This is a genomic window from Glycomyces sp. TRM65418 (assembly GCF_019710475.1).
Lineage (GTDB): Bacteria > Actinomycetota > Actinomycetes > Mycobacteriales > Micromonosporaceae > Glycomyces.
In genome coordinates, this window is sequence record NZ_JAJFAX010000005.1 from 361,234 (window position 1) to 385,508 (window position 24,275).

Consider the following 24,275-nt stretch of genomic DNA (forward strand, 5'->3'; position numbering starts at 1 on the left):
TGCTCTCACCATCTGCTCACTGCGATCTGGAAGGTCGAACCATCCGGTAGGTCCTTGATCCGGTTCATGATCTGCGACCCCACGCTCCGGTTCACACCACTATCCAGCATCCACATATTGGAGGCGATGTCCAACCCGCCGGCCTGCAGCTCATGGATATGGTCGGCGTCCATCCGGTCGAACTCGTCCTGCATCCGCTGCCGTCTCGTCGGATCGGACACCTTGTTGATCTGGTCCTGCACCTTCCTGCGGTAATCCGCCTGCGCCTTGCCCGTTCGGGAGATCTGGCTCGCCGGCACCTTCTTCAGTTTGCCGCGCTTGCCCAGACCCTGAAGCGCCTTCAGCTTCTTGCGGAAATGCGCTGGATCGTGCTTCGGGTTGCGCTTCACCACGATCACGTAGTCAGGTCCCTTGCCCTTCGGCCCCTTCGCGACTCTGAACACGTTCTTCTTCCCCAGCACCCTGCTGACGACCTTCCCGCCGACGGCGCTCCGGGCGAGCTGCAGGTTGTTGCGCGGCCTAGCCATTGAGCACCATCTCGATCGCCATGCCGATGAGCTGGTCGACGATGATCCCGGTGATGATCTTGAAGATCGGGATCTGGGCGAGCGAGGCGCCGAAGGTGACCGCCGCCGTCGCGATCGCCTGCGCGATCTGGAAGGCGAGCATCACCAACTGGACGATCACCTGCACTTTCAATGCCAGCACGACACCCGCTGCGATCGTCAGGCCGATGTTGATGATGTTCGTCGGATCGGCGGCGTCGGCGATGTTCCGCACCGCCGACTCCGCGTCGTCCCATTCGGACTTGAAGGCGTCGATCTCCGCACCGGCGTTGTTCTCCAGCAGCGTCTGGGCCGCGGCATTCAGCGACTCCACGCGACCGGAGATCTGATCGGCCATACCGGTCCACTCGCCTGCGAGGTTGAAGATGGATTCTTCATCAGATTCAGGGAACTCGTAACCGAGCATGCTGAGCAGGCCCGTCAGCTCTCCGGGGAGTTGGATGCCCATGGGCGGTCTCCTGTCTGCCGTCAGGGTCGCGGCATCAACCGCCGAGTTCGCTCAGCAGCTGGTTGAAGGACCGGGCCGTCTCGGCGTCCGCGGCCTCGTGGTTATCGGCCATCTCGCGGAGGCTCTGCGCGTAGTCGGTCAGGTCCTCGATGTTCGTCGAGAAGCATTCGGTGAGGGCATCGGTACAGGCTTGATGGGCGATGCCCACGAGCGTGCCGATCTCGTCGCCGCCGAAGGCGTCGGCGAACTGCTCCAGGGCGCCGGTGAACTGGTCGAGGAGGCCCTGGACCTCCTCCTTCGCGGCGTCGAGCTGGTCGGCCGCCTGCCGCATGGATTCCGGGTCGATGTCGAAGCTCGGCACGGTCACCGGCCTCCGTGGAGTTTGGCCATGACCTCGCTGATCGAAGCGCTCATCGCCTGGAACTGGCGCAGGGAGCGGTCCTGGATCTCGGCCACGGATTCGTTGATCGCCTCGAGGTCCGGCACCGGCTCGTCGGTGCCCATCGCCTCGGCCCGTTCGTCCAAGGCGGCGTTGACGATCCGCTTCAGCTCCTCGGCCACGGCCTCCGAACCCAGGCGCATGACCCTCGGGTCCATGTCGAGCCGGTCGACGCGGCCCTCCACGCCGATCGTCACGCTGAGGAGCCCGTCGGCGCCCTCCACCGTCACCGGCTCGACCTGCGCGGCCTCAGGAGACTGCACCGCTTTGCTCAGGGCCGCCCGGGCATCCGCCAACTGCTGAGCGATCGCGTCCTCGCCGAACATCGGACCTCCAGTCGCCTCACGTCATTTGAGGTTGACTCATTTTATACTCGCGGTGCCCGCAGTCGGGGTCCGCGAACGCCGCCTCGAGCTGCGGTTTCGCAGTGGACCAGAGTGATCGGTGGGGGTGATGGTGGACGGTGGGGAGTAGGCTCCCGGCGCATGAGTGATGACAGCGGGGCCGTTGCGGTGGCCGAGCGCGATGAGCAGCCCGTGACGTCGCCCTGGTACCGGTGGCGTTGGCTCCGGTGCCTCTCCTGGATCGGAACCGCCGGCGTGGTCGGGTACGCGGCCGTGCGGCTCTTCGGGCTGGAGACCGGGTTCCTCCTCGTCACGACCGTGGCGTTCGTGCCCTATGCGGTCCTCGCCGCGCTCGTCGGCGCCGGCCTGCAAGCGGCCCTCCGGCATTGGGCCGCCGCCGCGCTCACCGCCGTCGTGGCGCTTGCCCTGGCGCTCCTGCTCGTTCCCCGGGTCGTCGCCGACGACCAGCCCGCCGCGGACGGCGCGGCGCTGACGGTCATGTCCGTCAACCTGTACGTCGGCAACGCCAGCCTCGATCACGTGATGGACCTGGTCGAGGAGCACGAGCCCGACCTGCTCAGCGTCCAGGAGCTGACCCCCGGGGCGGCCGACCGGCTCGCCGAGCTCGGGCTCGCCGAGCGCATGCCCCACACCATCCTCGAACCGGACGACCTCGCCATCGGCACCGGCCTCTACTCCGTGCATCCCCTGGAGCGCATCGAGACCGTGGGCCGCGAAGGCATCTTCTACCAGATCGCCGCCGAAGTCGACATGCCCGAGGGCACCGACCTGCGCTTCATGGCCGTCCACCCCGCCGCGCCCGCCTCCGCCGAGCGGATCCCCCTCTGGGAAGAGGACTTCGCGAACCTGCCGCGCCCCGACGGCGGCCTGCCGTGGGTGCTCGCCGGGGACTTCAACGCCACCCTCGACCACGACAACATGCGCGACCTCCTCGGCGCGGGATACGTCGACGCCGCCGAGGCCTCCGGGGCGGGCCTCGAACCGACCTGGCAGCCCACCGGCGGCTACCTCGGCGGGCTGATCCCGATTCCGGCCGTCACCCTCGACCACGTGTTCGCCGAGACCGGCGTCGCGATCCTCGGCTGGGAGGTCCTCGACAAGGACGGCAGCGACCACGCGCCCGTCGTCGCCCGCCTGCGCCTGCCGCAGTAGCGAACGGATCTCCCGGCGAGCGATGAATCCCGCCGGGCCGCCTCGTCATAGTCGGTGAGAAGCCGAAGATCCCTACTGAAAGGCCGCACGTCATGCGCCAGCTCATCGTCACCGCGTTCGTCTCCCTCGACGGCGTCATGGAAGCCCCCGGCGGGGAACAGGGCTACCGGAACACCGGTTGGACCTTCAAGGACATCGAGTTCGTCCCCGAGGCCTACGAGATCAAGGCCCGCGAGCAGGAGGAGGCCGGCGCGCTGCTGCTCGGCCGCGTCTCCTACGAGGCCTTCGCGCCCGTGTGGCCCACCATGACCGAGGAGTTCGCCGGCTACAACGCGATGCCCCGCTACGTCGTCTCCACCACTCTGAAGGAGCAGGACGAGCGCTGGCCCGCCACCATCCTCCGCTCGGTCGACGAGGTCGCCGCGCTCAAGGAGACCGAAGGCGGCCCCATCTCGGTGCACGGCAGCGCCGGCCTGGGCCACAGCCTCGCCGACGCCGGACTCGTCGACCGCTACCACCTGCTCGTCTTCCCCAAGCTCCTCGGGGCCGGGAAGCGCCTGTTCAGCGACGCCGACAAGGACGCCACGAACCTGCGGCTCGTCGAGCACGAGGTGTATTCGAACGGCATCCAGAAGCAGGTCTTCGACGTCGTCCGTTAGCGCCGCGGGCCGGTCAGGTCAGTTCGTCCGCCTGCTGGCCCTCCGGCAGCGACAGCCGCTCGATCGCATGGGCCTCGCCGGAGATCTCGAGGGTGTCGCGCTCGCCGTCCGGCACGAAGCCGTACCGCTCGTAGAAGCCGCGGCCGAGGTCGTTGCCGGCCAGCGTCCAGACCCGGACCGGCAGCATCCCGCGCCCGGCCAGCCACCGGTGGCATTCGCGCATGAGGGCGTACCCGGCCCTGCGGCCCCAGTGGTCGGGGTGCACGTAGAGCGCCCGGACCTCGCCCGGGGTCCCCGGGCCGGCCTCCTCGGCGCTGCTCTCGCGAGTGTCCCAGCAGGCCGTGGCGAACCCGATCACGTTGGGGCCCTTCTCGGCCACGAACGTGATCGCGTACTCGTGCCTGCGGGCGAGGTCGCGCACGAACTGCTCCGAGGCCACTTCCGGGAGCTGGGCGAGCGCCTCGTCGCTCAGGATGCCGCGGTACGCGGCACGCCATGAGGCGCTGCGGACTTGCACGATCTCGTCTGCGTCTGCGGGGCCGCCGGTTCGGATCCTCATGTCTACCAACCGTGCCCGAAGGTCCACAAGAAAGCAACCGCTGCGGCGATGAGAATTGCGGCGGCAAGCCGCTTGTGCAGAAAGCGTCTAGTCGACCGGGGACTCCAGGAGCCTGAGCTCGCGTGCGCCGGCGTCCACCGCGGCCAGCGTCCCGATGGGCATTGGCAGGTTGGGGCCGGTGTGTCCGAAGTCGACGCCCGCAAGGACGGGGACGTCGTAGTCGCCGAGGACGTCGAGGACGATGTCCTTGACGCCGACGAGCCGCCCGTCGGGCAGGTCGCGGTCGGGGATGTCGCTGGGGATGCCGACGACCATGGCGCCGCAGCGGTCGAAGACGCCCTGCATCCGCAGGAGGTGCAGCTGGTTCCAGACGTGGCCGAGGTTGCGGCCCACGTCCTCCCAGAAGAAGACCGCGCCGTCCCAGGTCTCGGGCGCGAGCGCGTACGGCGAGGCCTGGACGTTGACGAGGCGGTCGAGCAGGCCGCCGACCAGGCGTCCGGTCGCGGTCCCGGGCCGCCAGGTCTCCCAGGTGCGCTCGGCCGGGAGCGCGACGTCGCCGAGTTCGCCGGTGAGGAGGCCGCGCACGAGTTCGGCGATCTCGGCGTGCCGCTCGGGGGTGCTCCCGTCCCAGAACAGGCCGCTGAAGCCGGGGGCGAAGTCGGCGTGGAAGCCGACGAGGCCGGTCTGGGAGTGGCAGGCCAGGTGGAGGGCGGTGATGTCGCTGAAGCCGAGGAGCGGCTTGGGGTCGCGGCGGATCGCGTCGTAGTCGATGCGGTCGAGGTAGGCGGTGGTCGCGTTGCCGCCCGTGAACGGGACGATCGCGCGGATCTCCGGGTCGTTCAGCAGGGCGTTGAACTCGGCGGCCTGCGCGGCGGGCGGGGCCGAGCGCCAGAAGTGGTGGCCGCCGGACTCGACGAGCTCGGTGCGGCGGACGCGGAAGCCCATGCCCTCGAACACCGCGGTGGCCGCGTCCAGCCAGTCGCGCTCCTGGGGGAGCGCGGGCCCGGAGGGGGCGGCGATCGCGATGGTGTCGCCGGGGCGCAGTCGCTTGGGCCGCAAGGGTCGCATGGAGTCCGCCTCCTCGGGGTCGTGAGCGGGGCCGCCCACAGCCTACGGCCGCGGGCGGCCCCGGCGCAATGCAAGCGCTATCGGAGCGGGACGGCGGGCTCCCAGGAGGCCGCCTCGGCGGCGACGGCCTCGTCCGGGTCGGGCGCCTGGCGGGCCTTGCGGATCGTGAGGGCGATCCCGGCGGCGGCGGCGAGGAGGGAGGCCGCGAAGCCGGCGAGGGTGGCCGCGTCGGGGGCGACGAAGGACTGGCCGCGCACGGCCTGGACCATGGTGGTCGCGAAGACCCCCAGGTAGCCGAGCGAGAGCCAGTGGACGATCGCGGCGCGGACCCGCACGTCGCGCAGCCAGGCGCGGCGGGCGGCGACGACGCCGAGGAGCATCGCGACGCCGATGAGGACCTGGATGCCGTGGAGGCCGATGAAGTGCGGGACGCGCATGTCGCCGCCGGTGGTGGACCAGCCGGTGAGCACCATGCCGTTGCCGTCGAGGTCGCCGACGCCGTGTCCGGCGTTGAGCACGACCTCGTTCCCCTCGGCGTCGACGACGGTGCGCTCGCCCTGGCCGCCGACCGTGACGATGAAGAACGCGGCGAACATGCCCAGGCTCGACAGGAGCAGGCCCCAGCGGACGACCGCCGTGACGGCCTTGTCGCCGATGCGCTGGAACAGGACGATCACCGCGATGACCAGGTTCGCGAGGAACATGACCGGCACGAACTGGAAGGCCAGCTGCACGACCTGGTTGAACGGGTCCTCGGCGGTGTTGAAGTGGCTGTAGGTGCCCGCGGCGGCGGCCGCGACGATGACGCCGACCTCGGCCGCGCTGATCACGGCGAAGACCGTGCCGAAGACCCAGCCGGTGCGCCGCAGCTTCGTCATGTGGGCGAGCAGCCACGCGAGGCTGAGGCAGTAGGCGAAGAAGGAGAAGCCGAACTTGAACGCCTTGGCCCAGACGCTCTCGCCCATGAGGGTGCGGTCGTCGAAGGGCATGGCGATCAGCGAGGCGAGGGCGACGACGCCGCAGGCGATGCCGAGGACGAGGAGGGGGCGGTGCCAGCGGCGGCCGCCGTCGGTGAGGGCCAGGCCGGACCCGGCGGCCCGATCGGTGATCGTGCCGCGCCGGTGGCGGGCGGGGGCGGTGCTGACCTGCGCGGTCACGGGCGTCTCTCTCATGGAGACGACGTTATGGCGAACCACGTTGCGGCGCATTGCCGTAGGCCGCCCAGAAAAAGGTGGGGCCAGCCTTACCCCGGGCGCTACGCCGCGGCGGGTCGCCGCTCATCCGGTGCTCTGAGCGCTCCCGACTGCAGCGAACCTGCGAGCCGGGAGCAGCACGCCCGCGCCGCCGGGGTCCGACGGGCCGGTGCAGCGGAGGCGGGTGTTCCCGGGGGTGCTCCGTGTCGCCTCCGCTGCGGCGGGGAACGCTGGACGAAGTGCGCGTGAACGCTTGCGCGTTCATTCGGCTGTAACGAGGATGTGACGAATGAGCTCTAATCTCAGTCGCATCTTGGAGTCCGTCGACCCGTTCATCGGCACCGCAGCTGCCGATCTGCCCGCGGCGCAGGGGCTGGCCGCGACCTGGTGGTGGCCGAAGGCCCAGGTCGGGAACACGCACCCCGGCGCCTGCCACCCGTTCGGGATGGTCTCCGCGTGCGCCTGCTCCGGTGCCTACCCCACCGGGTACGGCCGCTACGGCATCTCCACCGAAGGCGCGCCCCAGGCGATCTACGACGACTACCTCGCCAGCGGCTTCACCCACTTCCAGCAGTCCGGGACCGGCGCGATCCGCAAGTATTACAACTACTTCCGCGTCACCCCCATGATCGAGACGCTCGACGCCCTCGGCACCCGCTGGAAACTGGAGGACGAGGTCGCCGAGCCCGGCTACTACGCCGCCGTCTTGGAGAACGGGATCCGCTGCGAGCTCACCGTCGGCGAGAAGACCGCCGTCCACCGCTACACCTTCCCCGAGGCCTCCTCGGCCCGCGTCGTCGTCGACTTCTCCTACGGCGGGCTCGCCATCGAGCACGGCACCACCGTGCCCCTCCGCGCCAGCCTGGAGAGCCTCGGCCAGGGCTGCGCCCAGGGCACCGTGGTCATGGAGGGCATGCCCCTGTCGGTCTACCTCGAGGCCGACGCGCCCGGGTGGCGGCAGCTCGTCTGGTACGACCGCCGCCGCGTCGACGGCGGCACCCGCCTCGACTTCGACTACATCCGCCGCACGACCCTGCGCCCCTTCGGCCTCATGTTCATGGGCCCCGCCCGCGCGGGGCAGACGGTCGAGATCCGCATGGGCTTCTCCATGCGCGGCACCGACCAGGCCCGCCGCAACCTGGAGCAGTCCCCGGGAGCGGCCGGGTTCGAGTCCACCCGGGCCCGGACGAGCCGAGCCTGGAACGACTACTGCTCGCAGGTCGAGGTCCACGGCGGCACCCCCGAACGCCGCACCGTCTTCGCCACCAGCCTGTACCACTCGCTCATCAAGCCCTGCTTCGCCGCCGACGAGAGTCCCTTCTGGAACTCCAAGGGCCCCTTCGTGTTCGACATCGCGACCATGTGGGACATGTACAAGACGCAGTTCCCGCTGCTCACCGCCCTCGACCGCGCCAAGGGCGCGGACATGCTCGAATCGCTCGTGCGCATCGCCGAAGAGGAGGGCAACCTCCCCATCGGCTACCGCATGGCCCGCGGCTCCGACCGGTTCTTCCGCCAGGGCTCGGCCCTCGCCCACACCGTCCTCGCCGACGGCTACCGGCTCGGGCTCGAAGGCCTCGAATGGGACTGGGCGCTCATCCACATGCAGGACGACCTGCGCCGCGGCTACGGCGAGGACTTCGCCGAGCGCGGCGTCGTCCACCCCATCAGCCACACCCTCGACCTCGCCACCGGCTACTGGTGCACCGCGATCATCGCCCGCGGCCTGGGCGACCTGCGCCTCGCCGACGAACTCGAGGCCCGCTCCCGCAACTGGATCAACGCGTTCGGCCAGGACGGGCTCCTGCGCGACTCCAGCTTCTACGAGGGCGGCCGCTGGAACTACTCCTTCCGGCTCCTCCACGACATGGCCTCCCGCATCGAACTCGCCGGCGGCGACAAGGCGTTCACCGCGATGCTCGACCGCTTCTTCGGGTACGGGGCCGAGCCGGTCGCGCAGCTCGGCACCCCGCCGTTCGGCCCCGAGTTCGCGATCGGCCTCGACCTCAACCGCTTCGAAGGCCTCAACAACGAACCCGACATGGAGGCCCCCTGGGCCTACCACTATGCCGGGCGCCCCGACCGCACCGCCGAGGTCGTGCACGCCGCCCTCGCCCACCAGTTCGGGACCGGCCGCGGCGGCCTGCCCGGCAACGACGACTCCGGGGCCCTGTCCTCGTGGTACGTCTGGGCGTCCCTGGGGCTCTTCCCCGTCGCCGGCCAGAACCTGTTCCTCGTCAACGCGCCCGCCTTCGCGTCCGCGAACCTCCGATTCGGCGGCAACGACTTCGAACTGGTCACCACCGGCCACACCGAGACCGGCATAGGCGAGGACGCCGCTGGGCACTCTGCCCAGTACGTCCAGTCGGCCCGCTTCAACGGCAAGCCGCTGGACCACAGCTTCATCACCGGCAATCAGCTGCACGGCGGCGGGAGGCTGGAGATCGAGCTCGGTCCCGAACCGTCCGACTGGGCGACGAAGACGCGCCCTCCGTCCGCTTCCGACCGGCCCGAGCCCACTCGGGGCGGCGGCACCCGCCTTCAGGAGTTCCCACCGTGATCCAGCAGTCCCGTGACACCGAGCGCCGCCTCGTCATCGTCGTCCGCGCCGACCCGGTCATCTGCGGCCACGCCACCGAGGCGCGCGGCCTCGCCGAAGTGGCCCTGCAACGCGGCTTCGACGACGTGCGCATCATGAGCTGGCCGATCGAAGCGCTCCAGGCCGCGGGGCTGCCGCTGAAGCCGCTCGACGAACTCCTGCCCTACTCGCCCGGCATCACCGTCGAGCGACCCGGCCCCGTCGGCGACTACCGCGTCCCCACCGGCCGCCACCTCCTCGGCCTCTCCGGGCGCCTCTTCGAGCTCTTCACCGACGGCGTGCCCACGGTGTGCATGTCGATGTACCTCACCCCGCACGCGAACGCCGTGGTCGACGCCCTCCGCGCCGTGCGCGCCGCCGGGCTCGACGCCGACGTCACCACCATCGCCGAGGCCGTGGGCTCCGACATCACCAACGTCGTCCGCTCCTGCATCGCCGAGGGCGCGATCGGCGCGGCCGCGTCCCTGTTCACCACCTACCTCGCCAACGACCGCTGCGTCGCCGTCTCCGCCTACACCAGGGACCTCATCCTCGAATCGGCCCGGCAGGTCGACCTCGCCTGCGGCACCCGCTTCGCCGAGGAGATCGCCGCGCGCGTCCAGATCTCCTACCCGGCGGTCGACGCCGGCGCCTACACCGGCCTCGATCCGTCCGCGGTGGACGCCGCACTCGCGGCGCGCGGCCTCGTCCGCGACGGCTACGTCCTCTTCCTCTCCCGCGTCGCCGCCGCCAAAGGCGCCGACGACCTCGTCAACGCCTACCGCGCCTCCGGGGCCGCCCGCACGCACCGCCTCGTCATCGCCGGGAACGGGCCCGCCCACGCCGACACCCGGGCCCTCGCCGGGGACGACGAGCGGATCCTCTTCCTCACCGACGTCGCCGACGAGGAGAAGCCGCTGCTCATGAACGGCTGCGCCGCCTACGCCCTGCCGTCCAAGCCCCGCCCCGAATTCGTCGAGACCTTCGGCATCGCCCTGGTCGAGAAGATGCTCGCCGGAGGCGGACCCGTCATCACCACCCGCACCGGCGGCATCCCCGAAGCCGTCGGGGACACCGCGATCGAAGTGCCGCACTCCGACCCGGCCGCGCTGGCCGCCGCCATCGACCGCGCCCTCGCGATGGACCCGGCCGAACGCGCCGCCGCCGCCGAGCGCGCCCGCGCCCACGCGATGCGCTTCGACCGCACCGCGGTCTTCGACAACCTCTTCGCCGGGCTCCTCGACGCGCGCACGGACCTCCCCGTCGAATCCCACGTCACCATCAGCTGAAGGCCGACGCTTTCCTCTCACCCGGACGGGCTCCTGACCTGCGCCTGGGCGACCGCGATCAAGAAATCCAAGAAATTCTCGGATCGGCGACAACCTTCAAGGCGTCCGCGGCAACCACATGACGGTGCGGCAACCCGGCTCGTCGCACCCACCAACCACATCGGGAGGACTTCACGTCCTCCTCGCATAGCAGGAAGCGGAGGGCCCGCGCCGCGTCGCGGGTCGCGGCCCTCGCCGTCTCGAACGGCGAACCGCCGACGGGCGCACTCCCGAACGGCGGGCCGACGTCCGTCGGCGCCACCGCTGCACGCCGGCAAGGACGACACGGACCCAGGAAAGGCTTTCCTGCCATGGGAAACGACAGGCGCGGGCACCAGGGCTGCCCGCGCCTGTCCCCCTTCCGGACGCCGTCCCGAGCGGCACTTCTGACGACGAGGACGTGATGGTTCGGCTGCTAGACTCGCCGCCTCCCCGAATTCGACCCGCTTCCGGAGGCCCCCCGTTGGACGTCCCCGCCAAGCTGGAGGAAGACGCCTTCCGCGCCTTCTTCGAGCGGCATCACGCCGAGCTGGCCCGCTTCGCGTGGCTGCTCATCGGCGAGAGCGCGGCGGCGGAGGACATCGCGGCGGACGCGATGCTCGCGGTCTGGCGGCAGTGGGACCAGGCCCGGCGCGCCCGGTCGCAGATCGCCTACGCGCGCGGCATCGTCGCCAACCTCGCCAAGTCCCGCATCCGCGCGGCCGTGCGCGAACGCCGCCGGAACACCCTGTTCTGGCAGCGGCCCGGCGAGACCGCCGAAGGACCCGACTCGGCGGCGGTGGTCGACGTGCGCGAGGCGCTGGCGCGCCTGCCGCTGCGCCGCCGCGCCTGCGTGATCCTGCGGCACTCGCTGGAGCTGTCCGAACGCGAAACCGCCGACGCGCTCGGCGTCTCGGTCGGCACGGTCAAGAGCCAGACGTCCAAGGGCCTGGCCGACCTGCGCCGGATCCTCGGCCCGCAGGAGGGATCGGCCTGGGCGTCGATACGGAAGGGGGAGCAGCGGTGAGCGACGAACTGCCCGACCGGCTCCGGGCGGCCGCGGAGGGGTACGAGCCCGACCGCGACCGCATGTGGGCGCGCGTGTCCGAGGGCATGCGCGAGCCGCGCACGGGCGTCGAGCCGGTGCGCACCGGCTGGCGGATCCCGCAGGTCGCGCTCGCCACGGGCGTCGCCGTGGTCCTCATCGGAGCGATCGTGTTCTTCGGACACGCCATGGGAATCGGCCCCGTGGTCGACCCGACGCCCGAGCCCCCCGCGGCCGGTCCCGGCACCCGGACCGCCGAGGCGACGGACCCCGCGACCACTGAGGACCCTTCGCCGGACGCCACTTCGGAGGACGTCGAGCAGACGACGGGCGCGGAGGCGACCACCGACGCGGAGGACGTCGACGCGAGCGCCGACTGGCTCGTCACGCACGGAGCGATCGACCAGGGCAGCAACGACTACTGGTCGCAGGCGACGTTGACGCTGCAGAACGACGAACCGCTCGTCGCGCTCGTCGTGGAGCTGCGGGTGGCCGAGCGCGAGGACCTGGAGTCCACGGGCTCGTGGAGCACCGACAGCCGCTTCGGCGACGCGGTGGTCACGAGCGAGGACGGGTTCCTCGTGTACCGGTGGACCCTGAGGGACGACGCGGTGCTCCCGGCCGGCGAGTACACGCTCGCGGGCCAGTTCGGCCATCAGGACGGGGCGCGCAGCGCCGACGACGACCGCTACACCTTCGAGGCCGAGACCGAATCCGGCGACCAGGGCCGGAGCGAGGGCGACTTCGCATGAGCCCGCCGGGCGGGCGACCGCCCCGGCGACCCCAGGGCGAGAGCGGGGACCGGGCCCAGCGTCCGGTTCCCGCTCCGGGGACCGCCTCTCGACTCGGGGCCGGCCCTCGCGGGACGCGGAGCCGGCCCGGGAATAGGAAACCGGCGAGATCCGCGAATACGGCGATGAATCCGCTCTCATGGACCCGGTCTCGGCGAAGCCTGCGAGCCGTGACTGAGCACGGCGCAAACGCACTCGCGGGGTACGACACGAATCGCCCGGGTGACCTGTTCAGGCCATCGGGGGCGGGCGATTCGTCCCTCAGGCAGGGGGGCCCTGTCAGAAATTGATCAGTTCGAACGTGGTCGCGTACTGCGTGCCGAAGCGCTCGCCCACGCCCGCGGCGAAGCCGGTGAGCAGATCGCGCGCGTACGTCTCGGGGTCCTCGTCGGTCAGCGCCGTGATGTAGGCCCGGTGCTCCAGCAGCGAGGCCACCCCGAGCTCGATCGAGTCGGTCACGTCGACCGCGTGCGTCGCCTCCGGCGACGCCGCCAGCGCCACCCACCGCACGCCGCCCCACGGCTCCAGGCCCTCGGCCACCTGGTCGGGGAAGATCCAGCGGTTCCCGGCGTCGTTGACCGCGTCGAGCACCGATTCGCCCACCGCCCGATGGTCGGCGCTGTTCCAGTTCCCCGGCATGAAGTGGTCGCGCCGGTTCAGCGTGATGACCAGTTCGGGCCGGTGCCGCCGGATCGCCGCCGCGAGGTCGCGGCGCAGCGGGACGCCGGCCTCGATCACGCCGTCGGGGTGGTCGAGGAACTCGACCGACGTGACGCCCACGACCGCCGCCGACGCCCGCTGCTCGGCGTCGCGCACCGGCGCGCACGCCTCCGGCGACATGGTGTCGATCCCGGCCTCGCCCCGGCTGACCATGAGGTACGCGACCTCGCGGCCCGCCCGGGTCCAGCGCGCGACGGCCGCCGCGGCGCCGTACTCCATGTCGTCGGGATGGGCCACAATGGCCAGTGCCTTGGTCCAGTCTTCGGGCATCGCGGCGAGTTCGCTCATGCCCCGATTATGACGCGGCGGTCAGCAGGCGCAGGAGACCCCGCCGACCGGGACGGTGCGCGGGTCGGGTTCGCCGCGTTCGACGCCGGCGTCGGTGGCGACCGGCAGGCCCTCGCGGATCCAGTACTCCATGCCCCCGATCATCTCCTTGACCCGGTAGCCGAGCTTCGCGAACGCGACGGCCGCCCGGTAGGCGCCGTTGCAGCCAGGGCCCCAGCAGTAGACGACCACGGGCGTCGCGGGGTCGACCAGTTCGGCGGCGCGCGCGGCGATCGCGTCGGTCGGCAGGTGCACGGCGCCGGGCGCGCGGCCCTGGTCCCAGGCGGCCCGGCCGCGCGTGTCGACGAGCGTGAAGCCCGGCTCGCCCGATTCCAGGGCCGAGTGCACGTCGGAGACGTCGGTGCGGAAGGCCAACTGGCCGGTGAAGTAGGCCAGCGCGTCGGCGGGGGAGGCCGGGGGCACGCGCAGCACGGCGTTCGCATTCGGTTCCATGATGAGGAAACTACATGCTGGCACAAACCCGGGTTTCGTGCTGGTACAGGGAGTGCCGCTGTCGGGGATACCGGTGTTCACGGGGCGCCGTGGGGCGCCTGGGTGTTCCGAGCCGGTTCGGGGTACCCCGTCGGCGGTAGCTTAGGCACCGGCAGTGCCCCCATCGATTCCGATTACAGCGCAGAGAGGCTCTCACCATGGCATCCACAGCACCCACGGTCGAACTCCCCCACGGCGCGGCCATGCCGGTCCTCGGCCTGGGCACGTGGCCGATGGACGACACCGAGGCCGAGCGGGTGGTCGCCGAGGCGATCGGACTCGGCTACCGGCTGATCGACACGGCCGAGAACTACGAGAACGAGCGCGGCGTCGGCGCGGGCGTCAAGGCCTCGGGCGCGGCCCGCGAGGACCTGTTCGTCACCACCAAGTTCAACAAGCAGTGGCACGGCGTCGAGCTCGCCGCGGAGGCGTGCGAGCGCAGTCTCGACCGCCTCGGCCTCGACTACCTCGACCTGCTGCTCATCCACTGGCCGAACCCGCAGCAGGGGCAGTACGTCGACGCCTGGAAGGGCCTGGTGCGGCTGCTCGAACAGGGCCGGGTGAAGGCGATCGGCACGTCGAACTTCAAGCCCTCGCACCTGGACCGGGTCATCGAGGCGACGGGCGTGATCCCGGACGTGAACCAGATCCAGTTGAGCCCGTTGACGACTCGTCTGGAGGCGCGGGCGTACCACAAGGAGCGGGGGATCGTGACGCAGTCGTGGTCGCCGATCGGCGGGGAGGGCACCGCGGTGCGCGAGGACCCGCTGGTCCTGGAGCTGGCCGAGAAGTACGGGAAGACGCCGGCGCAGGTCGTGCTGCGGTGGCACCTGGACTCGGGGCTCACCGCGGTCGCCAAGTCGAGCAACCGCGGTCGCCTGGTGGAGAACCTCGAGGTGTTCGACTTCGAGCTCCATCCGGACGACGTGATGGCGCTGGCGGCGCTCGACCAGGGCGAGGGCTCGGCGGCGGACTCGGACTCGTTCGGGCACTAGGGCCGCCGGTATCGCCGTGCCGCGACCGCGGCCCGCCTCGCCATGTGAAGGCGGGCCGCGTCGCGTTCGTCAGGCGTCGAGCAGGGTCATCTTCAAGGCGCGGATGCGGTCGGCGTCGGTGAAGCCCTCCATGGCGGTGATCCTGCCGTCGTCGACGGTGAACACGACCAGGCGCGTGGGCGTGCCGGGGATGGCGGAGACGACGCCGATCCGGTCGTCGTCCACCAGCACCAGCTGCGCGGTGTTCGCCATGGCCGCGAACGTCATCGCGCCGCCCGCGATGGTGGCCGCGCCGCGGATGATCTCGCCGACGTGGGCGGCGTCGGTGCGGAGGGTGACCTCCGGGTCGAGCACCGACACCAGCGCGTCGAAGTTCCCCTCCCTCGCGGCCGCCAGGAACGCCTCCACCACGGTGCGCTGCCGGGAGACCGCGCGCCGCGTCGGCTCGCCGGCGCCGCGGACCCGGGCCCGGGCGCGGCTGGCGAGCTTGCGGGCCGCGGCCGGGGTGCGGTCGACGATCTGGGCGATGTCGCCGAAGGGCACCGCGAACATGTCGTGCAGGACGAACGCGAGCCGCTCGGCGGGTTCGAGCGTCTCCAGGACGACCAGGAGCGCGAGGCTCACCGAGTCGGCCATGAGCGCCGCCGACTCCGGGTCGGCCTCCGGCGCGGTCCCGGCGACCGCGCCCGGGAGCGGGACCGGCTCGGCCGCATGGTCGGGAAGCGGCTGCTCGCCGCGGGTCTTGCGGCGCCGCAGCTGGTCGAGGCACACCCGGCCGACGACGGTGGTGAGCCAGCCGCTGAGGTTCTCGATCCGCTCGGCGTCGCTGGCGGCCAGGCGGAACCAGGCTTCCTGCACGGCGTCCTCGGCCTCGCCGGAAGAGCCGAGCATCTTGAAGGCGACGGCCTCCAGGCGGGGGCGGTTCTCATCGAACCGGCGGGCGAGCCACTGGTCGTCGGTCATCCTGGTTCCTCCTCGATCGGTGTTCGGGGATATGACGCACGGCGCGGCGGGAACGTGACCGAGCCGAACCGTTCACGCCCGCAATGTGGCCTCGATCACCGGCGGTCACATCGCCGAGGCGGGGGTCGTCATGGCGGTGCATCGAACCGAAACGCGAAGGAGCACACCATGGAAGCCCGCCTCGACTACTACTCGAACCCCGTCGGCGCCAAGTTCCAGAAGTACCTCAACTCGGCCGGGAGGGCCCTCGATGACGCCTCGCTGCCGGAGGGGATCCCGAACCTCGTCCTGATCCGCGCCAGCCAGATCAACGGCTGCGGCGTCTGCCTCGACATGCACACCAAGGACGCCGCCCACGCCGGTGAGACCGCCGTCCGCCTCGCGATGGTCGCCGCCTGGCGGGAGGCCGCGGTCTTCACGGAGGCCGAGAAGGCCGCGCTCGCGCTCACCGAGGCCGGCACGCGCCTCGCCGACGGCGACGGCGTCCGCGACGACGTCTGGGAGGCCGCCCGCGGGCACTTCGACGAGGACCAGCTCGTCGCCCTCGTCTCGATCATCGCGCTCATCAACGCCTACAACCGGATGAACGCGATCTCCCAGATCCCGGCGGGCTCCTACGAGCCCGGCAAGTGGACCTAGCACCCGGCCTCAGCGGTCGGCGGGCGACTGCTCCGCCCGCCGGCCCTGGCGCCAGGTCTCCATCAGGTGCATGCCCAGCAGGTTCACCACCACCCCCATGCCGAACATCAGCCCCGCGCCCGGCAGCGCCACCGTGAACACCGCCAAGTCGCCGCCGACAGCGGCGGGGACGCCCACGACCAGCGTCAGCACTCCCAGCGCGAACAGCCACCCGGCCGCTTTCCCGGCCCGGTCGACGGCCTTCTCGATCTCATCGTCGAAACGCTTCATCGGCTCAGCCTAGTGACGGTCGGCCGCGCCGGGGTCCCGCGCGGCACTGGGGTATCGCCGCCGGCATCGGTAGGGCACTATGGAAGCTCCCCTCGAATCCCGCCGAGAAGGAGCCCCATGGCGCAGCTTCGCATCGATCTCGCCGCACCCGGCCAGGGCGACCTGACCGATCTGTACGCCTGGCTTCTGGAGGACGCCCGGACCGGTTCCATGGAACTGGCCGCCGAAGGCGCCGACGACGGCAGCCTCGGCCTGATCGACACCCTCCTCGCCGGCATCTCCACGGTGGCCGGTGTCGCCGCGCTCTACTACACCGCGCTGGCGTTCCTCGACAACCGCCGCATGGAGCAGCCCGAACAGCCCGCGCCCGAACTCGTCTTCACCGCCCCCGACGGCGCGCGCCTGGTGGTCGCGAACGCCCCCAAGGAACTCCAGGAGCAGCTGATCGCGCAGTTCACCGAGCACCTCCTCGCCTCCGGCAGGGACCAGCCGGGCGAATGAGCCTGCCCGACCCGTCGCGCTCGGCCGCCGTCCTCATCGGAGTGCACGACCACGCCGACCCGGCCATCCCCTCCTACCCCGCGGTCGGCGCCAGCGCCGAACGGCTCGCCGAACTGTGCCGCGACCCGCGGCTCCTCGGCCTGCCCGCCGAGCGCTGCACGACCCTCACCGGCGCCGACGCGACCAAACAGGCCGTCGAGGAGGCCGTCGAGGCCGCCGCCGCCGAAGCCGAGGACGTCCTCCTCGTCTACTACGGCGGCCACGGGCTCCGCATCGCCTCCGAGCAGAAGCTCCTGCTGTCCACCAGCGGCAGCCGCGTCGCCCCGCGGCAGCGGTGGCTCGGCTTCAGCGCCCTCAAGGAGATGATCGACCCGGCCGCCACCCGCGCCAAACGCGTCGTCGTCATCCTCGACTGCTGCTACTCCGGCCAGGCCAAGACCACCGGGCTGCGCGAGAACACCGACCCCGTCACCGGCGACCGCATGTCCGTGCTGTGGACCGCCACCGGCGCCACCGAACGCGGATGGATCGAGGACGGCGGCCGCTACACCAACTTCGCCGGGGCGCTCATCGCCGCCGTCGAATCGGGGATCGACAACGGGCCCGAGACGCTCAGCCCCGCGTCGATCCACGAACGGCTCAGCACCGCCTGGACCCACGACCGCCAGTGCCCCGACCTGCTCACCACCGGCAACCCGACGCTGCCGCTGTTCCGCAACCTGAACGGCCGCCCCTCGCGGCCGCGCACGGAACGGCCCCGGCAGCTCATCGACGAGCCCGAACCGCTGGTCGGCCGCGACTCGACCCTGCAGCGGATCCTCGACTACGTCGAAGCGCGCGCCGCGATCGAACGCGTCCCGGCCGTGTGCGGCCTCCAGGGCACCCCCGGCATGGGGAAGTCCTCACTGGCGCGGCAGGTCGCCGCGGAACTGACGCGCGACTTCGGCGACTCGCAGTACCTGATCGACCTGCAGGGCTGGAATCCGAAACTGCCGCCGCTCACCGAGAGCGAGGTCATCGAACGCCTCGTGCGCGACATGGCCGGCCACCAGGTGTACCCGCCCGACGATCCGGGCCGGCTGAGCCAGTGGCGGCAGTGGATGCTCGAGCGGTCCTCGGTGCTGGTCTTCGACAACGCCGCCGACTGGGCCGTGGTCGAGCACTGCATGCCCCCGCGCGGCGCGCGCTGCGTGGTGCTGGTGACCAGCCGGATGGACCTGACGGACGCGGTCGGCGCGGAGGCCGCCTTCTTCGTGCGGGGCCTGGACGACGCCGGCGCGGCGGCGCTCCTGGCCGAGAAGTCGCACCGCGAACTCGACCCCGGCGCGGTCGCGGCGCTGCTGGAGCGGTTCGGCCGCTCGCCCCAGACCCTCGCCACCGTGGGCAGCGTCCTGCGCGGCGGCATGGACCCCGAACGGTTCATCACCGCGCTCGACGCCGGCGCGGCCGCCGCGAGCAGCCACCATCCCGAAGCCTCCGCGAAGGAGGCGTTCCAGGCGTCGGTGCGGACCTTCGACGCCGAGGAGCAGAAGGTCATGTGGGCGGCCGGCAAGCACCCCGGCCCGAACTTCTCGCCCGCGTCGATCAACTCGATGACCGGCGGCGTCACCACGGTGTCCGAAGAGGTGACCGAGCTGGTGCTGCGGCGGCTGTGCGCCGAGTACTTCCTGCTGGAACCGGTGGGACCCGACCGCTTCGCCTTCCACGACCGGTACGGCGAGTACGCGGCCGAGCTGGCCGACTCGATCCACCCCGGCCGCGGCGACGCCATGCTGCGGCGGCTGTTCCGCGGACTGCTGGCGCGTCTGCGCGGCGCCAAACGGCAGTTCACCGGCATGGAGATCGAGCAGGGCGCCCCCGAGGCGACGCGCCGGACCCCCGCGGTCCACCGCTTCGCCGACGCCGCGGCCGCCCGCGCGTGGCTCGACGAGAGCGCCGACGAACTGGAGGCCGCCGCCGCCGCGGCCATGCGCTCGAACTGGGACAACGCCGCCCAGCTCGTCAAGTACCTGTCCTGGTGGCTGCTCTTCGACAGCCGCCCCAACCGGGCCCGGCTCCTGCTCGACCGGCTCGCCGAATCCGATCGCCTCGCCGACCAGGCCGAGGCGTGGCGAGGCCTCGGCCTCGTCGAACTGCAGAGCGACGACTTCGAAGCGGCGTCCCACCGCTTCGGCGACGCGCGGCGCGACTTCCGCGACCTGGGCGACGCGATCGGCGAGGCCGACGCCCTGATCGGCGTCGGCCAGGCCCTGTTCGGGCGCTCCAGCACCGCCGCCGCCGCGCGGTGCTTCGACGAGGCCGAGTCCCTGCACCGCGCCCAGGGCAACCGGCGCGGCCAAGCGGACGCCTGGAGGGCCCTCGCCCGCGTGGCGTGGCTGCGCGACCAGTACGACACGGCCGCCGACCTCTACCGCGAGGCCGCGGCCGCCTACGGCGACATCCACGACCGCCTGGGGCTGACCGCCGCCCAGATGGGCCTCGGCGACGTCGCCCGACACCGCGCGGACTTCGCGACCGCCGAACGCCACTACCGCGGATCCATGCAGGTCTACGAGGAGCTCGACGACCGGCGCGGCCAGGCCCAGACCTGGCAGGCCCTGGGCGACAACGCGAGGCTCTCGGACGACTACCCCGGCGCCGGCCGCTACTACGCCAAGGCCGAGCAGCTCAACGGCGGACTCGGCGACCGGCTCGGCCAGGCCGACGCCTGGTGGGGCCTCGGCACCGTCGCGCAGATGGACGAGGACTACTCGCGCGCCGAACACCATTTCCGCTCCGCCCAGTCCGTCTACACCGGACTCGGCAACCTGCGCGGCAGGGCCGACACGTCGTGGAGCCTCGGCCACGTCGCCCGGCTGCGCGGCGACCTGGAGACCGCCGAACGGGAGTTCACCGCGGCGCTGGAGGCGTACCAGGCGTTCGAGAACCTGATCGGCCAGGCCGACTCGTGGCTCGGCCTCGGCGACACCGCGCAGGCCCGCGGCGACCTCGACGCGGCCGAGCGCCGCTACCGCGAGGCCGAGACGGCGCACCGGCGCATGGGCACGCCCCGCGGCTGGGCCAACGCCTGGCGGGGCCTGGGCGAGACCGCCCGGCTGCGCGGCGACTCCGACACGGCCGAGCGGTACCTCGGCGACGCCGACCGCACGTACGCGGACACCGGGAACCTGCTGGGACGGGCCGAATGCCACCGGGCGCGGTCGCTCATCGCCGAGGCGAAGGGCGAACGCGGGGAGGCGCTGCGGCTGCTGCGCCTCGCGCAGGACTTCTACCGCCAGGCCGGAGCCGAGCGGCGCGCGGAGGAGTGCGGGCCCCGGCTCGACGAACTCGAGCCGTGACCACCGGGATCGACCGCAGCGTCCTCTATGGTCGGCCGGGCTTGACCGCCTTGAGGGTGTACATCAGCGGCACCGCCGGGGCCTCGGGCGGGAAGCGGAAGTAGCCGTCGGCCGCGCGGGACATGTCGGCGAAGCGGGCGAACACCGACTTGTCGTGCTCGTGCAGGAACTCCAGCCGCAGCCCGGCGGCGGCCACGGCGGACACCACGTCGCCGAGCGTGTGGACCCACTGGTACGAGGTGTTGTGGACGGTCACCGCCGCCGGATCGGCGTAACTGCCGGGGTCCTCGCGGACGAGCGGCCCGCCGCGGAAGTAGGAGTGGAGCACCCGCGAACCGGTCGCGTCGTCCAGCGAGAAGTGCAGCGGATGGAACTCCGAGACGTACAGGAACCCGCCCGGGCGCACCAGCGAGGCCGCCACCTCGGCCCAGCGCCGGATGTCGGGCAGCCAGTCGATCGCCCCGCACGAGACGTAGACCATGTCGTAGGCGGCCTCCGGCATCGCGGCGGCCGCGTCGTAGACGTCGGCGACCACGAACTCGGCCCGGCCCGCGTCGTAGCCCAGGTGCTCGGCCAGGGCGCGGGCCTGAGCGATCGCGGCCGGCGAGAAGTCCAGACCCGCCACCCGGGCCGCACCGCGCCGCGCCCACGACAGCGTGTCCTGGCCCATGTGGCACTGGAGATGGGCCACGCTCATCCCGGCGACGTCGCCGACCTCGGCGGCCTCGAACGGGGGGATCACGTCCTGGCCCCGCTTGAAGGCCTCCAGGTCGTAGTTCGGGCTGGCCGCGTGGATCGGCACGCGCTCGTCCCACCGCGCGAGATTCGCCTCGCGCCAACCGCCGTCGTCCCCGATCGCACCCATACCGCACAACCTAGAGACGACGGCGGTGAAACTCAACCCCCGCGCCGCGACCGCGGCGGCCGCCCGTTCGCGGCCGGTCCGGCGAGGCACGCCTGCGGAGCGGTTCAGGCCCTGCTCAGCGGGTACTCCAGAGTGCTATCCGGGAGGGATTGTCATGGACGAGTCAGTGGAGCGGAAGGAACGCATCGTCGTCGGCGTCGACGGTTCCGAGGCCTCGATCAAGGCGCTCGAATGGGCCGCCGCCCAGGCGAGGCGCACGGGGGCGCGCGTCGAGGCCGTGCAGGCGTGGGAGGTCCCCGCGATGTACGGCAGCGGCACGATGGTGCTGCCCCACGGCGAGGAGTTCGAAGCGGGCGTGCGGAAGTCGCTGGAGTCCTCGATCAGCCGGGCGCTCGGCGACCGGAGGGACGTCGAGGTCGAGGCGCACACCGTCTCCGGGCACGCGGCCAAGGTCCTCATCGACATGGCCGAGGGCGCGGATCTCCTGGTGGTGGGCAGCCGCGGGCACGGCGGATTCGTGGGGGCGCTGGTCGGCTCGGTGAGCCACTACTGCGTCAGCCACGCCGAATGCCCGGTCGTGGTCGTCCGGCGCCGGGGCGCGACCGGCTAGGGCCCGCCCAGCGCGTCCCGCCGGACGCCGTCCGGTCGGCGCGCCCGCGGGCGGCCGTAGCATCGTGGGATGACTGTGCGCAGAATCGTCCCCGACTTCCAGAGCGCCGATGTGCGCGGCTCGGTCGAGTTCTATTCGGGCCTGCTCGGGCTGGAGCAGGTGATGGACCACGGGTGGATCGTCACGCTCGCCGATCCGAACGATCCGGCGCGGCAGTTGAGCGTGGCCTCGCACGACGCCTCCGCGCCGGTCGTGCCCGACGTGTCGGTCGAAGTCGACGACGTCGATGCCACCTATCGGCTGGCGCAGCAGATGGGCGCGGAGATCGTGCACCCCTTGACCGACGAGCCCTGGGGCGTGCGGCGGTTCTTCGTGAAGGGCCCTGAGGGCCACATCGTCAATGTCCTGGGCCATCCGTAGGACCACTGGAGCCGCCCCGGGCCGACGCGCCGAGGTCCGCGCGTGGTGGTCCGAAGCGCCGGGCCCGTCCCCGGTCTCGAGTCGGGGGCGGGCCCGGCAGGGCCGCGGCGTCCGCGACCCGAACTGATCACGCCGCGGCGTGCTGCGCGCCCCAGCTCGTCGCGTACCGTCCCGAGCGGGCCAGGAGCTCCTCGTGGGTGCCCTGCTCGGTGATCCGGCCGTCCTCCAGCACCACGATCACGTCCGCGCTGCGGATCGTGCTCAGGCGGTGCGCCACCACCAGCGTCGTGCGCCCGCGCATCAGCGTCTCCAACGCGCCCTGGATGTGCCGCTCCGACTCCGAGTCGAGCGCGCTCGTCGCCTCGTCCAGGAACAGGATCCGCGGATCGCGGATGAGCGCCCGCGCGATCGACAGGCGCTGGCGCTGCCCGCCCGAGAGGCGCGCGCCGCGCTCGCCGACCACCGTGTCCCAACCGTCCGGCAGGGAGGCCACGAAGTCGAGCGCGTTCGCGTCCCGCAGCGCGTTCCGCACCCGCTCGTCGTCGATCGGGCCGAGCCCGTAGGTGATGTTGTCGCGGATCGAGCCCTCGAACAGGACCGAGTCCTGCGGCACCACCGAGACGCTGCGGCGCACCGACCGCATGTCGAGGGCCTCCATGTCGGCCCCGTCGAGCAGCACCGTCCCCGACTCGGGCCGGATGAGCCCGAGCACGGTGTTCATGAGCGTCGACTTGCCCGAGCCCGAGGGCCCCACGAGCGCGACGGTCCTGCCCGCCTCGATGTCCAGATCGAGGTCGTCCAGCGCGGGCCTGCCGCCGTCGGGGTAGCGCACGGTGACCCCGCGCAGCTCGATCCGGCCCTCCACGCGGTCCACCGTGGGCTTGCCTTCGTTGTACTCGACGTCGGGGTCCTGGAGCACTTCGGCGATCGACCGCGCCGACTCGGTGCCGCGCGCGGTGATCGGCACCAGGTTGAGCACGGACCCGACCGAGCCGGTGAGCATCGAGAAGTAGGTCGCGAGCACCACGACCTGGCCGGCCGAGATCGGCGCCCACTCCAGGAGCGCGACGGTCGCGGCCAGGAGCAGGCACCCGACCGACAAGAGCTGCATGGTGACCCAGCTGGCGGCGCCGAAGCGGCCGTTGACCACGTCGAGGCGCAGCCCGCGGTGGCGCACCTCCTCGGCGACCTCCGCGACCCGTCCGGCGGCGACGTGCTCGAGGCCGTGCGCGCGGGTGATCGGCATGAGCGCCGCCATCTCCCCGACCCGCGCGGAGAAGACCTCCATCTCGCGGCGGAACTCCTCGTTGCGTTCGCGGGAGCGGCGGCGGGTGAACCACCACACGCCGAAGCCGCAGGGGACCGAGAGGGCGAACACCGGCAGGAACTGGGGCACCGTCAGCGCGGTCATGGTGATCGCGCCGACGAACACGAACACGGCCGAGAGGAACGGCCCGCCCGACTGGGCGAACATCATCTCGACGTTCTCCACGTCGCGCACGACCTTGCTCTGGATGATCGAGGCGTTCGAGCGCGAATGGAACCCGATGGACAGCAGCTGGAGGCGGGCCGCGAGCGCGTTGCGGAAACCGGCCCCGAGGGACCGCACCGCGCCCATGTAGAGGCGGGTGAACCACACGTGGGTGAAGGCGTTCTGGATGACGAGCACGGCCGCGCCGATGGCGAGCCAGCCGAGCTCGGACAGCGGCCCGCCCTGCACGACGGCGTCGACCGCCGCGCCGGTGATCACGGGCATCAGCCACAGCGGGCTGTCCTTGACGACGAAGACGGCGACGGACGCGATGAGCCGTCCCCGGTTGGGTCGGAGTGCACGAATGAGCGATCGGGTCGGGTGCTTCCCGTCGAGAGCGATGGTTTCCATTGCGGCAATGGCCCCGTGTTCGATTGGAGGATGCTGTCGGGGCGGCAACGGGGTTCGGGAGAGGAGGGGTCGCCCGCCGCCGC

At 71.7% G+C, this 24,275-nt stretch carries 25 protein-coding genes; 12 read left to right on the plus strand and 13 right to left on the minus strand.

What is annotated here, in order from left to right; translation table 11 throughout:
• Positions 1 to 5 precede the first annotated feature (5 nt).
• Genes K3N28_RS13980 through K3N28_RS13995 form a run of 4 tightly spaced genes read right to left on the minus strand, consistent with a single transcriptional unit; the run spans position 6 to position 1,779 of the window.
• Positions 6 to 527, minus strand: coding sequence for a hypothetical protein (locus K3N28_RS13980; RefSeq protein ID WP_228093155.1), 522 nt, complete (start codon positions 525 to 527; stop codon positions 6 to 8).
• Entirely contained in the window at positions 520 to 1,014 is a 495-nt protein-coding gene (locus tag K3N28_RS13985; RefSeq protein WP_228093156.1) for a WXG100 family type VII secretion target, read from the minus strand. The genes K3N28_RS13980 and K3N28_RS13985 overlap by 8 nt, the downstream gene beginning before the upstream one ends.
• Before the next feature lie 34 nt (positions 1,015 to 1,048).
• On the minus strand, positions 1,049 to 1,381 hold the full coding sequence (locus tag K3N28_RS13990) for a WXG100 family type VII secretion target (protein ID WP_228093157.1): 333 nt from the start codon (positions 1,379 to 1,381) through the stop codon (positions 1,049 to 1,051).
• Positions 1,378 to 1,779, minus strand: a complete 402-nt coding sequence (locus tag K3N28_RS13995; protein WP_228093158.1) for a hypothetical protein — start codon at positions 1,777 to 1,779, stop codon at positions 1,378 to 1,380. Before K3N28_RS13995 ends, K3N28_RS13990 begins: the two co-directional genes overlap by 4 nt.
• A 159-nt stretch (positions 1,780 to 1,938) precedes the next feature.
• Here K3N28_RS13995 and K3N28_RS14000 point away from each other — a divergent pair, with 159 nt between their 5' ends.
• Positions 1,939 to 2,970, plus strand: a complete 1,032-nt coding sequence (locus tag K3N28_RS14000; RefSeq protein WP_228093159.1) for an endonuclease/exonuclease/phosphatase family protein — start codon at positions 1,939 to 1,941, stop codon at positions 2,968 to 2,970.
• 92 nt (positions 2,971 to 3,062) lie between these two features.
• A complete protein-coding gene (locus K3N28_RS14005) occupies positions 3,063 to 3,629 on the plus strand; it encodes a dihydrofolate reductase family protein (RefSeq protein WP_228093160.1) in 567 nt (188 codons plus the stop codon).
• Positions 3,630 to 3,642: 13 nt separating this feature from the next.
• On the opposite strand, the gene K3N28_RS14010 is transcribed toward K3N28_RS14005, so the two are convergent.
• From K3N28_RS14010 to K3N28_RS14020, 3 genes are all read right to left on the minus strand, one after another.
• Positions 3,643 to 4,188: a GNAT family N-acetyltransferase gene (locus K3N28_RS14010; protein ID WP_228093161.1), complete on the minus strand. Its 546-nt coding sequence runs from the start codon at positions 4,186 to 4,188 to the stop codon at positions 3,643 to 3,645.
• An 87-nt stretch (positions 4,189 to 4,275) separates the two neighbouring features.
• A complete protein-coding gene (locus K3N28_RS14015; RefSeq protein ID WP_228093162.1) occupies positions 4,276 to 5,256 on the minus strand; it encodes an LD-carboxypeptidase in 981 nt (326 codons plus the stop codon).
• Between the two features lie 77 nt (positions 5,257 to 5,333).
• Positions 5,334 to 6,428 (minus strand): hypothetical protein, encoded by a 1,095-nt coding sequence (locus K3N28_RS14020; RefSeq protein WP_228093163.1) that lies wholly within the window; start codon positions 6,426 to 6,428, stop codon positions 5,334 to 5,336.
• 310 nt (positions 6,429 to 6,738) lie between these two features.
• On the opposite strand from K3N28_RS14020, the gene K3N28_RS14025 reads away from it, so the two are divergent.
• The 4 genes from K3N28_RS14025 (at position 6,739) to K3N28_RS14040 (ending at position 12,131) form a co-directional block, all read left to right on the plus strand.
• The gene (locus K3N28_RS14025) at positions 6,739 to 9,009 is read left to right on the plus strand and encodes a glycoside hydrolase domain-containing protein (RefSeq protein ID WP_228093164.1); all 2,271 of its coding nucleotides are present in this window, start codon (positions 6,739 to 6,741) and stop codon (positions 9,007 to 9,009) included.
• Positions 9,006 to 10,316, plus strand: a complete 1,311-nt coding sequence (locus tag K3N28_RS14030) for a glycosyltransferase (RefSeq protein WP_228093165.1) — start codon at positions 9,006 to 9,008, stop codon at positions 10,314 to 10,316. The genes K3N28_RS14025 and K3N28_RS14030 overlap by 4 nt, the downstream gene beginning before the upstream one ends.
• A 502-nt stretch (positions 10,317 to 10,818) precedes the next feature.
• Positions 10,819 to 11,361, plus strand: a complete 543-nt coding sequence (locus K3N28_RS14035) for a SigE family RNA polymerase sigma factor (protein ID WP_228093166.1) — start codon at positions 10,819 to 10,821, stop codon at positions 11,359 to 11,361.
• Positions 11,358 to 12,131, plus strand: coding sequence for a hypothetical protein (locus tag K3N28_RS14040; protein WP_228093167.1), 774 nt, complete (start codon positions 11,358 to 11,360; stop codon positions 12,129 to 12,131). Before K3N28_RS14035 ends, K3N28_RS14040 begins: the two co-directional genes overlap by 4 nt.
• 318 nt (positions 12,132 to 12,449) lie before the next feature.
• Here K3N28_RS14040 and K3N28_RS14045 read toward each other — a convergent pair whose 3' ends face one another.
• Together K3N28_RS14045 and K3N28_RS14050 are read right to left on the minus strand one after the other, a co-directional pair.
• Complete coding sequence (locus K3N28_RS14045; RefSeq protein WP_228093168.1) at positions 12,450 to 13,178, minus strand: PIG-L deacetylase family protein; 729 nt, start codon at positions 13,176 to 13,178, stop codon at positions 12,450 to 12,452.
• Positions 13,179 to 13,199: 21 nt separating this feature from the next.
• On the minus strand, positions 13,200 to 13,670 hold the full coding sequence (locus K3N28_RS14050) for a rhodanese-like domain-containing protein (RefSeq protein WP_228093169.1): 471 nt from the start codon (positions 13,668 to 13,670) through the stop codon (positions 13,200 to 13,202).
• 197 nt (positions 13,671 to 13,867) lie between these two features.
• On the opposite strand from K3N28_RS14050, the gene K3N28_RS14055 reads away from it, so the two are divergent.
• The gene (locus K3N28_RS14055; RefSeq protein ID WP_228093170.1) at positions 13,868 to 14,704 is read left to right on the plus strand and encodes an aldo/keto reductase; all 837 of its coding nucleotides are present in this window, start codon (positions 13,868 to 13,870) and stop codon (positions 14,702 to 14,704) included.
• A 69-nt stretch (positions 14,705 to 14,773) separates the two neighbouring features.
• On the opposite strand, the gene K3N28_RS14060 is transcribed toward K3N28_RS14055, so the two are convergent.
• On the minus strand, positions 14,774 to 15,667 hold the full coding sequence (locus tag K3N28_RS14060; RefSeq protein ID WP_228093171.1) for a sigma-70 family RNA polymerase sigma factor: 894 nt from the start codon (positions 15,665 to 15,667) through the stop codon (positions 14,774 to 14,776).
• Between the two features lie 168 nt (positions 15,668 to 15,835).
• On the opposite strand from K3N28_RS14060, the gene K3N28_RS14065 reads away from it, so the two are divergent.
• Complete coding sequence (locus K3N28_RS14065; protein ID WP_228093172.1) at positions 15,836 to 16,306, plus strand: carboxymuconolactone decarboxylase family protein; 471 nt, start codon at positions 15,836 to 15,838, stop codon at positions 16,304 to 16,306.
• Between the two features lie 9 nt (positions 16,307 to 16,315).
• Here the strand turns inward: K3N28_RS14065 and K3N28_RS14070 are convergent, their stop codons facing one another.
• Positions 16,316 to 16,576 (minus strand): hypothetical protein, encoded by a 261-nt coding sequence (locus K3N28_RS14070; protein ID WP_228093174.1) that lies wholly within the window; start codon positions 16,574 to 16,576, stop codon positions 16,316 to 16,318.
• Between the two features lie 117 nt (positions 16,577 to 16,693).
• Here K3N28_RS14070 and K3N28_RS14075 point away from each other — a divergent pair, with 117 nt between their 5' ends.
• Together K3N28_RS14075 and K3N28_RS14080 are read left to right on the plus strand one after the other, a co-directional pair.
• Positions 16,694 to 17,077 carry a hypothetical protein gene (locus K3N28_RS14075; RefSeq protein WP_228093175.1) on the plus strand — a complete coding sequence of 128 codons (384 nt, stop codon included), beginning with the start codon at positions 16,694 to 16,696 and terminating at the stop codon, positions 17,075 to 17,077.
• Positions 17,074 to 20,415, plus strand: a complete 3,342-nt coding sequence (locus K3N28_RS14080) for a tetratricopeptide repeat protein (RefSeq protein ID WP_228093176.1) — start codon at positions 17,074 to 17,076, stop codon at positions 20,413 to 20,415. The genes K3N28_RS14075 and K3N28_RS14080 overlap by 4 nt, the downstream gene beginning before the upstream one ends.
• 25 nt (positions 20,416 to 20,440) lie before the next feature.
• Here the strand turns inward: K3N28_RS14080 and K3N28_RS14085 are convergent, their stop codons facing one another.
• The gene (locus tag K3N28_RS14085) at positions 20,441 to 21,280 is read right to left on the minus strand and encodes a methyltransferase domain-containing protein (RefSeq protein WP_228093177.1); all 840 of its coding nucleotides are present in this window, start codon (positions 21,278 to 21,280) and stop codon (positions 20,441 to 20,443) included.
• Positions 21,281 to 21,434: 154 nt separating this feature from the next.
• Here K3N28_RS14085 and K3N28_RS14090 point away from each other — a divergent pair, with 154 nt between their 5' ends.
• Positions 21,435 to 21,890 (plus strand): universal stress protein, encoded by a 456-nt coding sequence (locus K3N28_RS14090; protein ID WP_228093178.1) that lies wholly within the window; start codon positions 21,435 to 21,437, stop codon positions 21,888 to 21,890.
• Between the two features lie 69 nt (positions 21,891 to 21,959).
• On the plus strand, positions 21,960 to 22,310 hold the full coding sequence (locus K3N28_RS14095; RefSeq protein ID WP_228093179.1) for a VOC family protein: 351 nt from the start codon (positions 21,960 to 21,962) through the stop codon (positions 22,308 to 22,310).
• Between the two features lie 127 nt (positions 22,311 to 22,437).
• Here K3N28_RS14095 and K3N28_RS14100 read toward each other — a convergent pair whose 3' ends face one another.
• Positions 22,438 to 24,192 carry an ABC transporter ATP-binding protein gene (locus K3N28_RS14100; RefSeq protein WP_228093180.1) on the minus strand — a complete coding sequence of 585 codons (1,755 nt, stop codon included), beginning with the start codon at positions 24,190 to 24,192 and terminating at the stop codon, positions 22,438 to 22,440.
• Between the last annotated feature and the right edge of the window lie 83 nt (positions 24,193 to 24,275).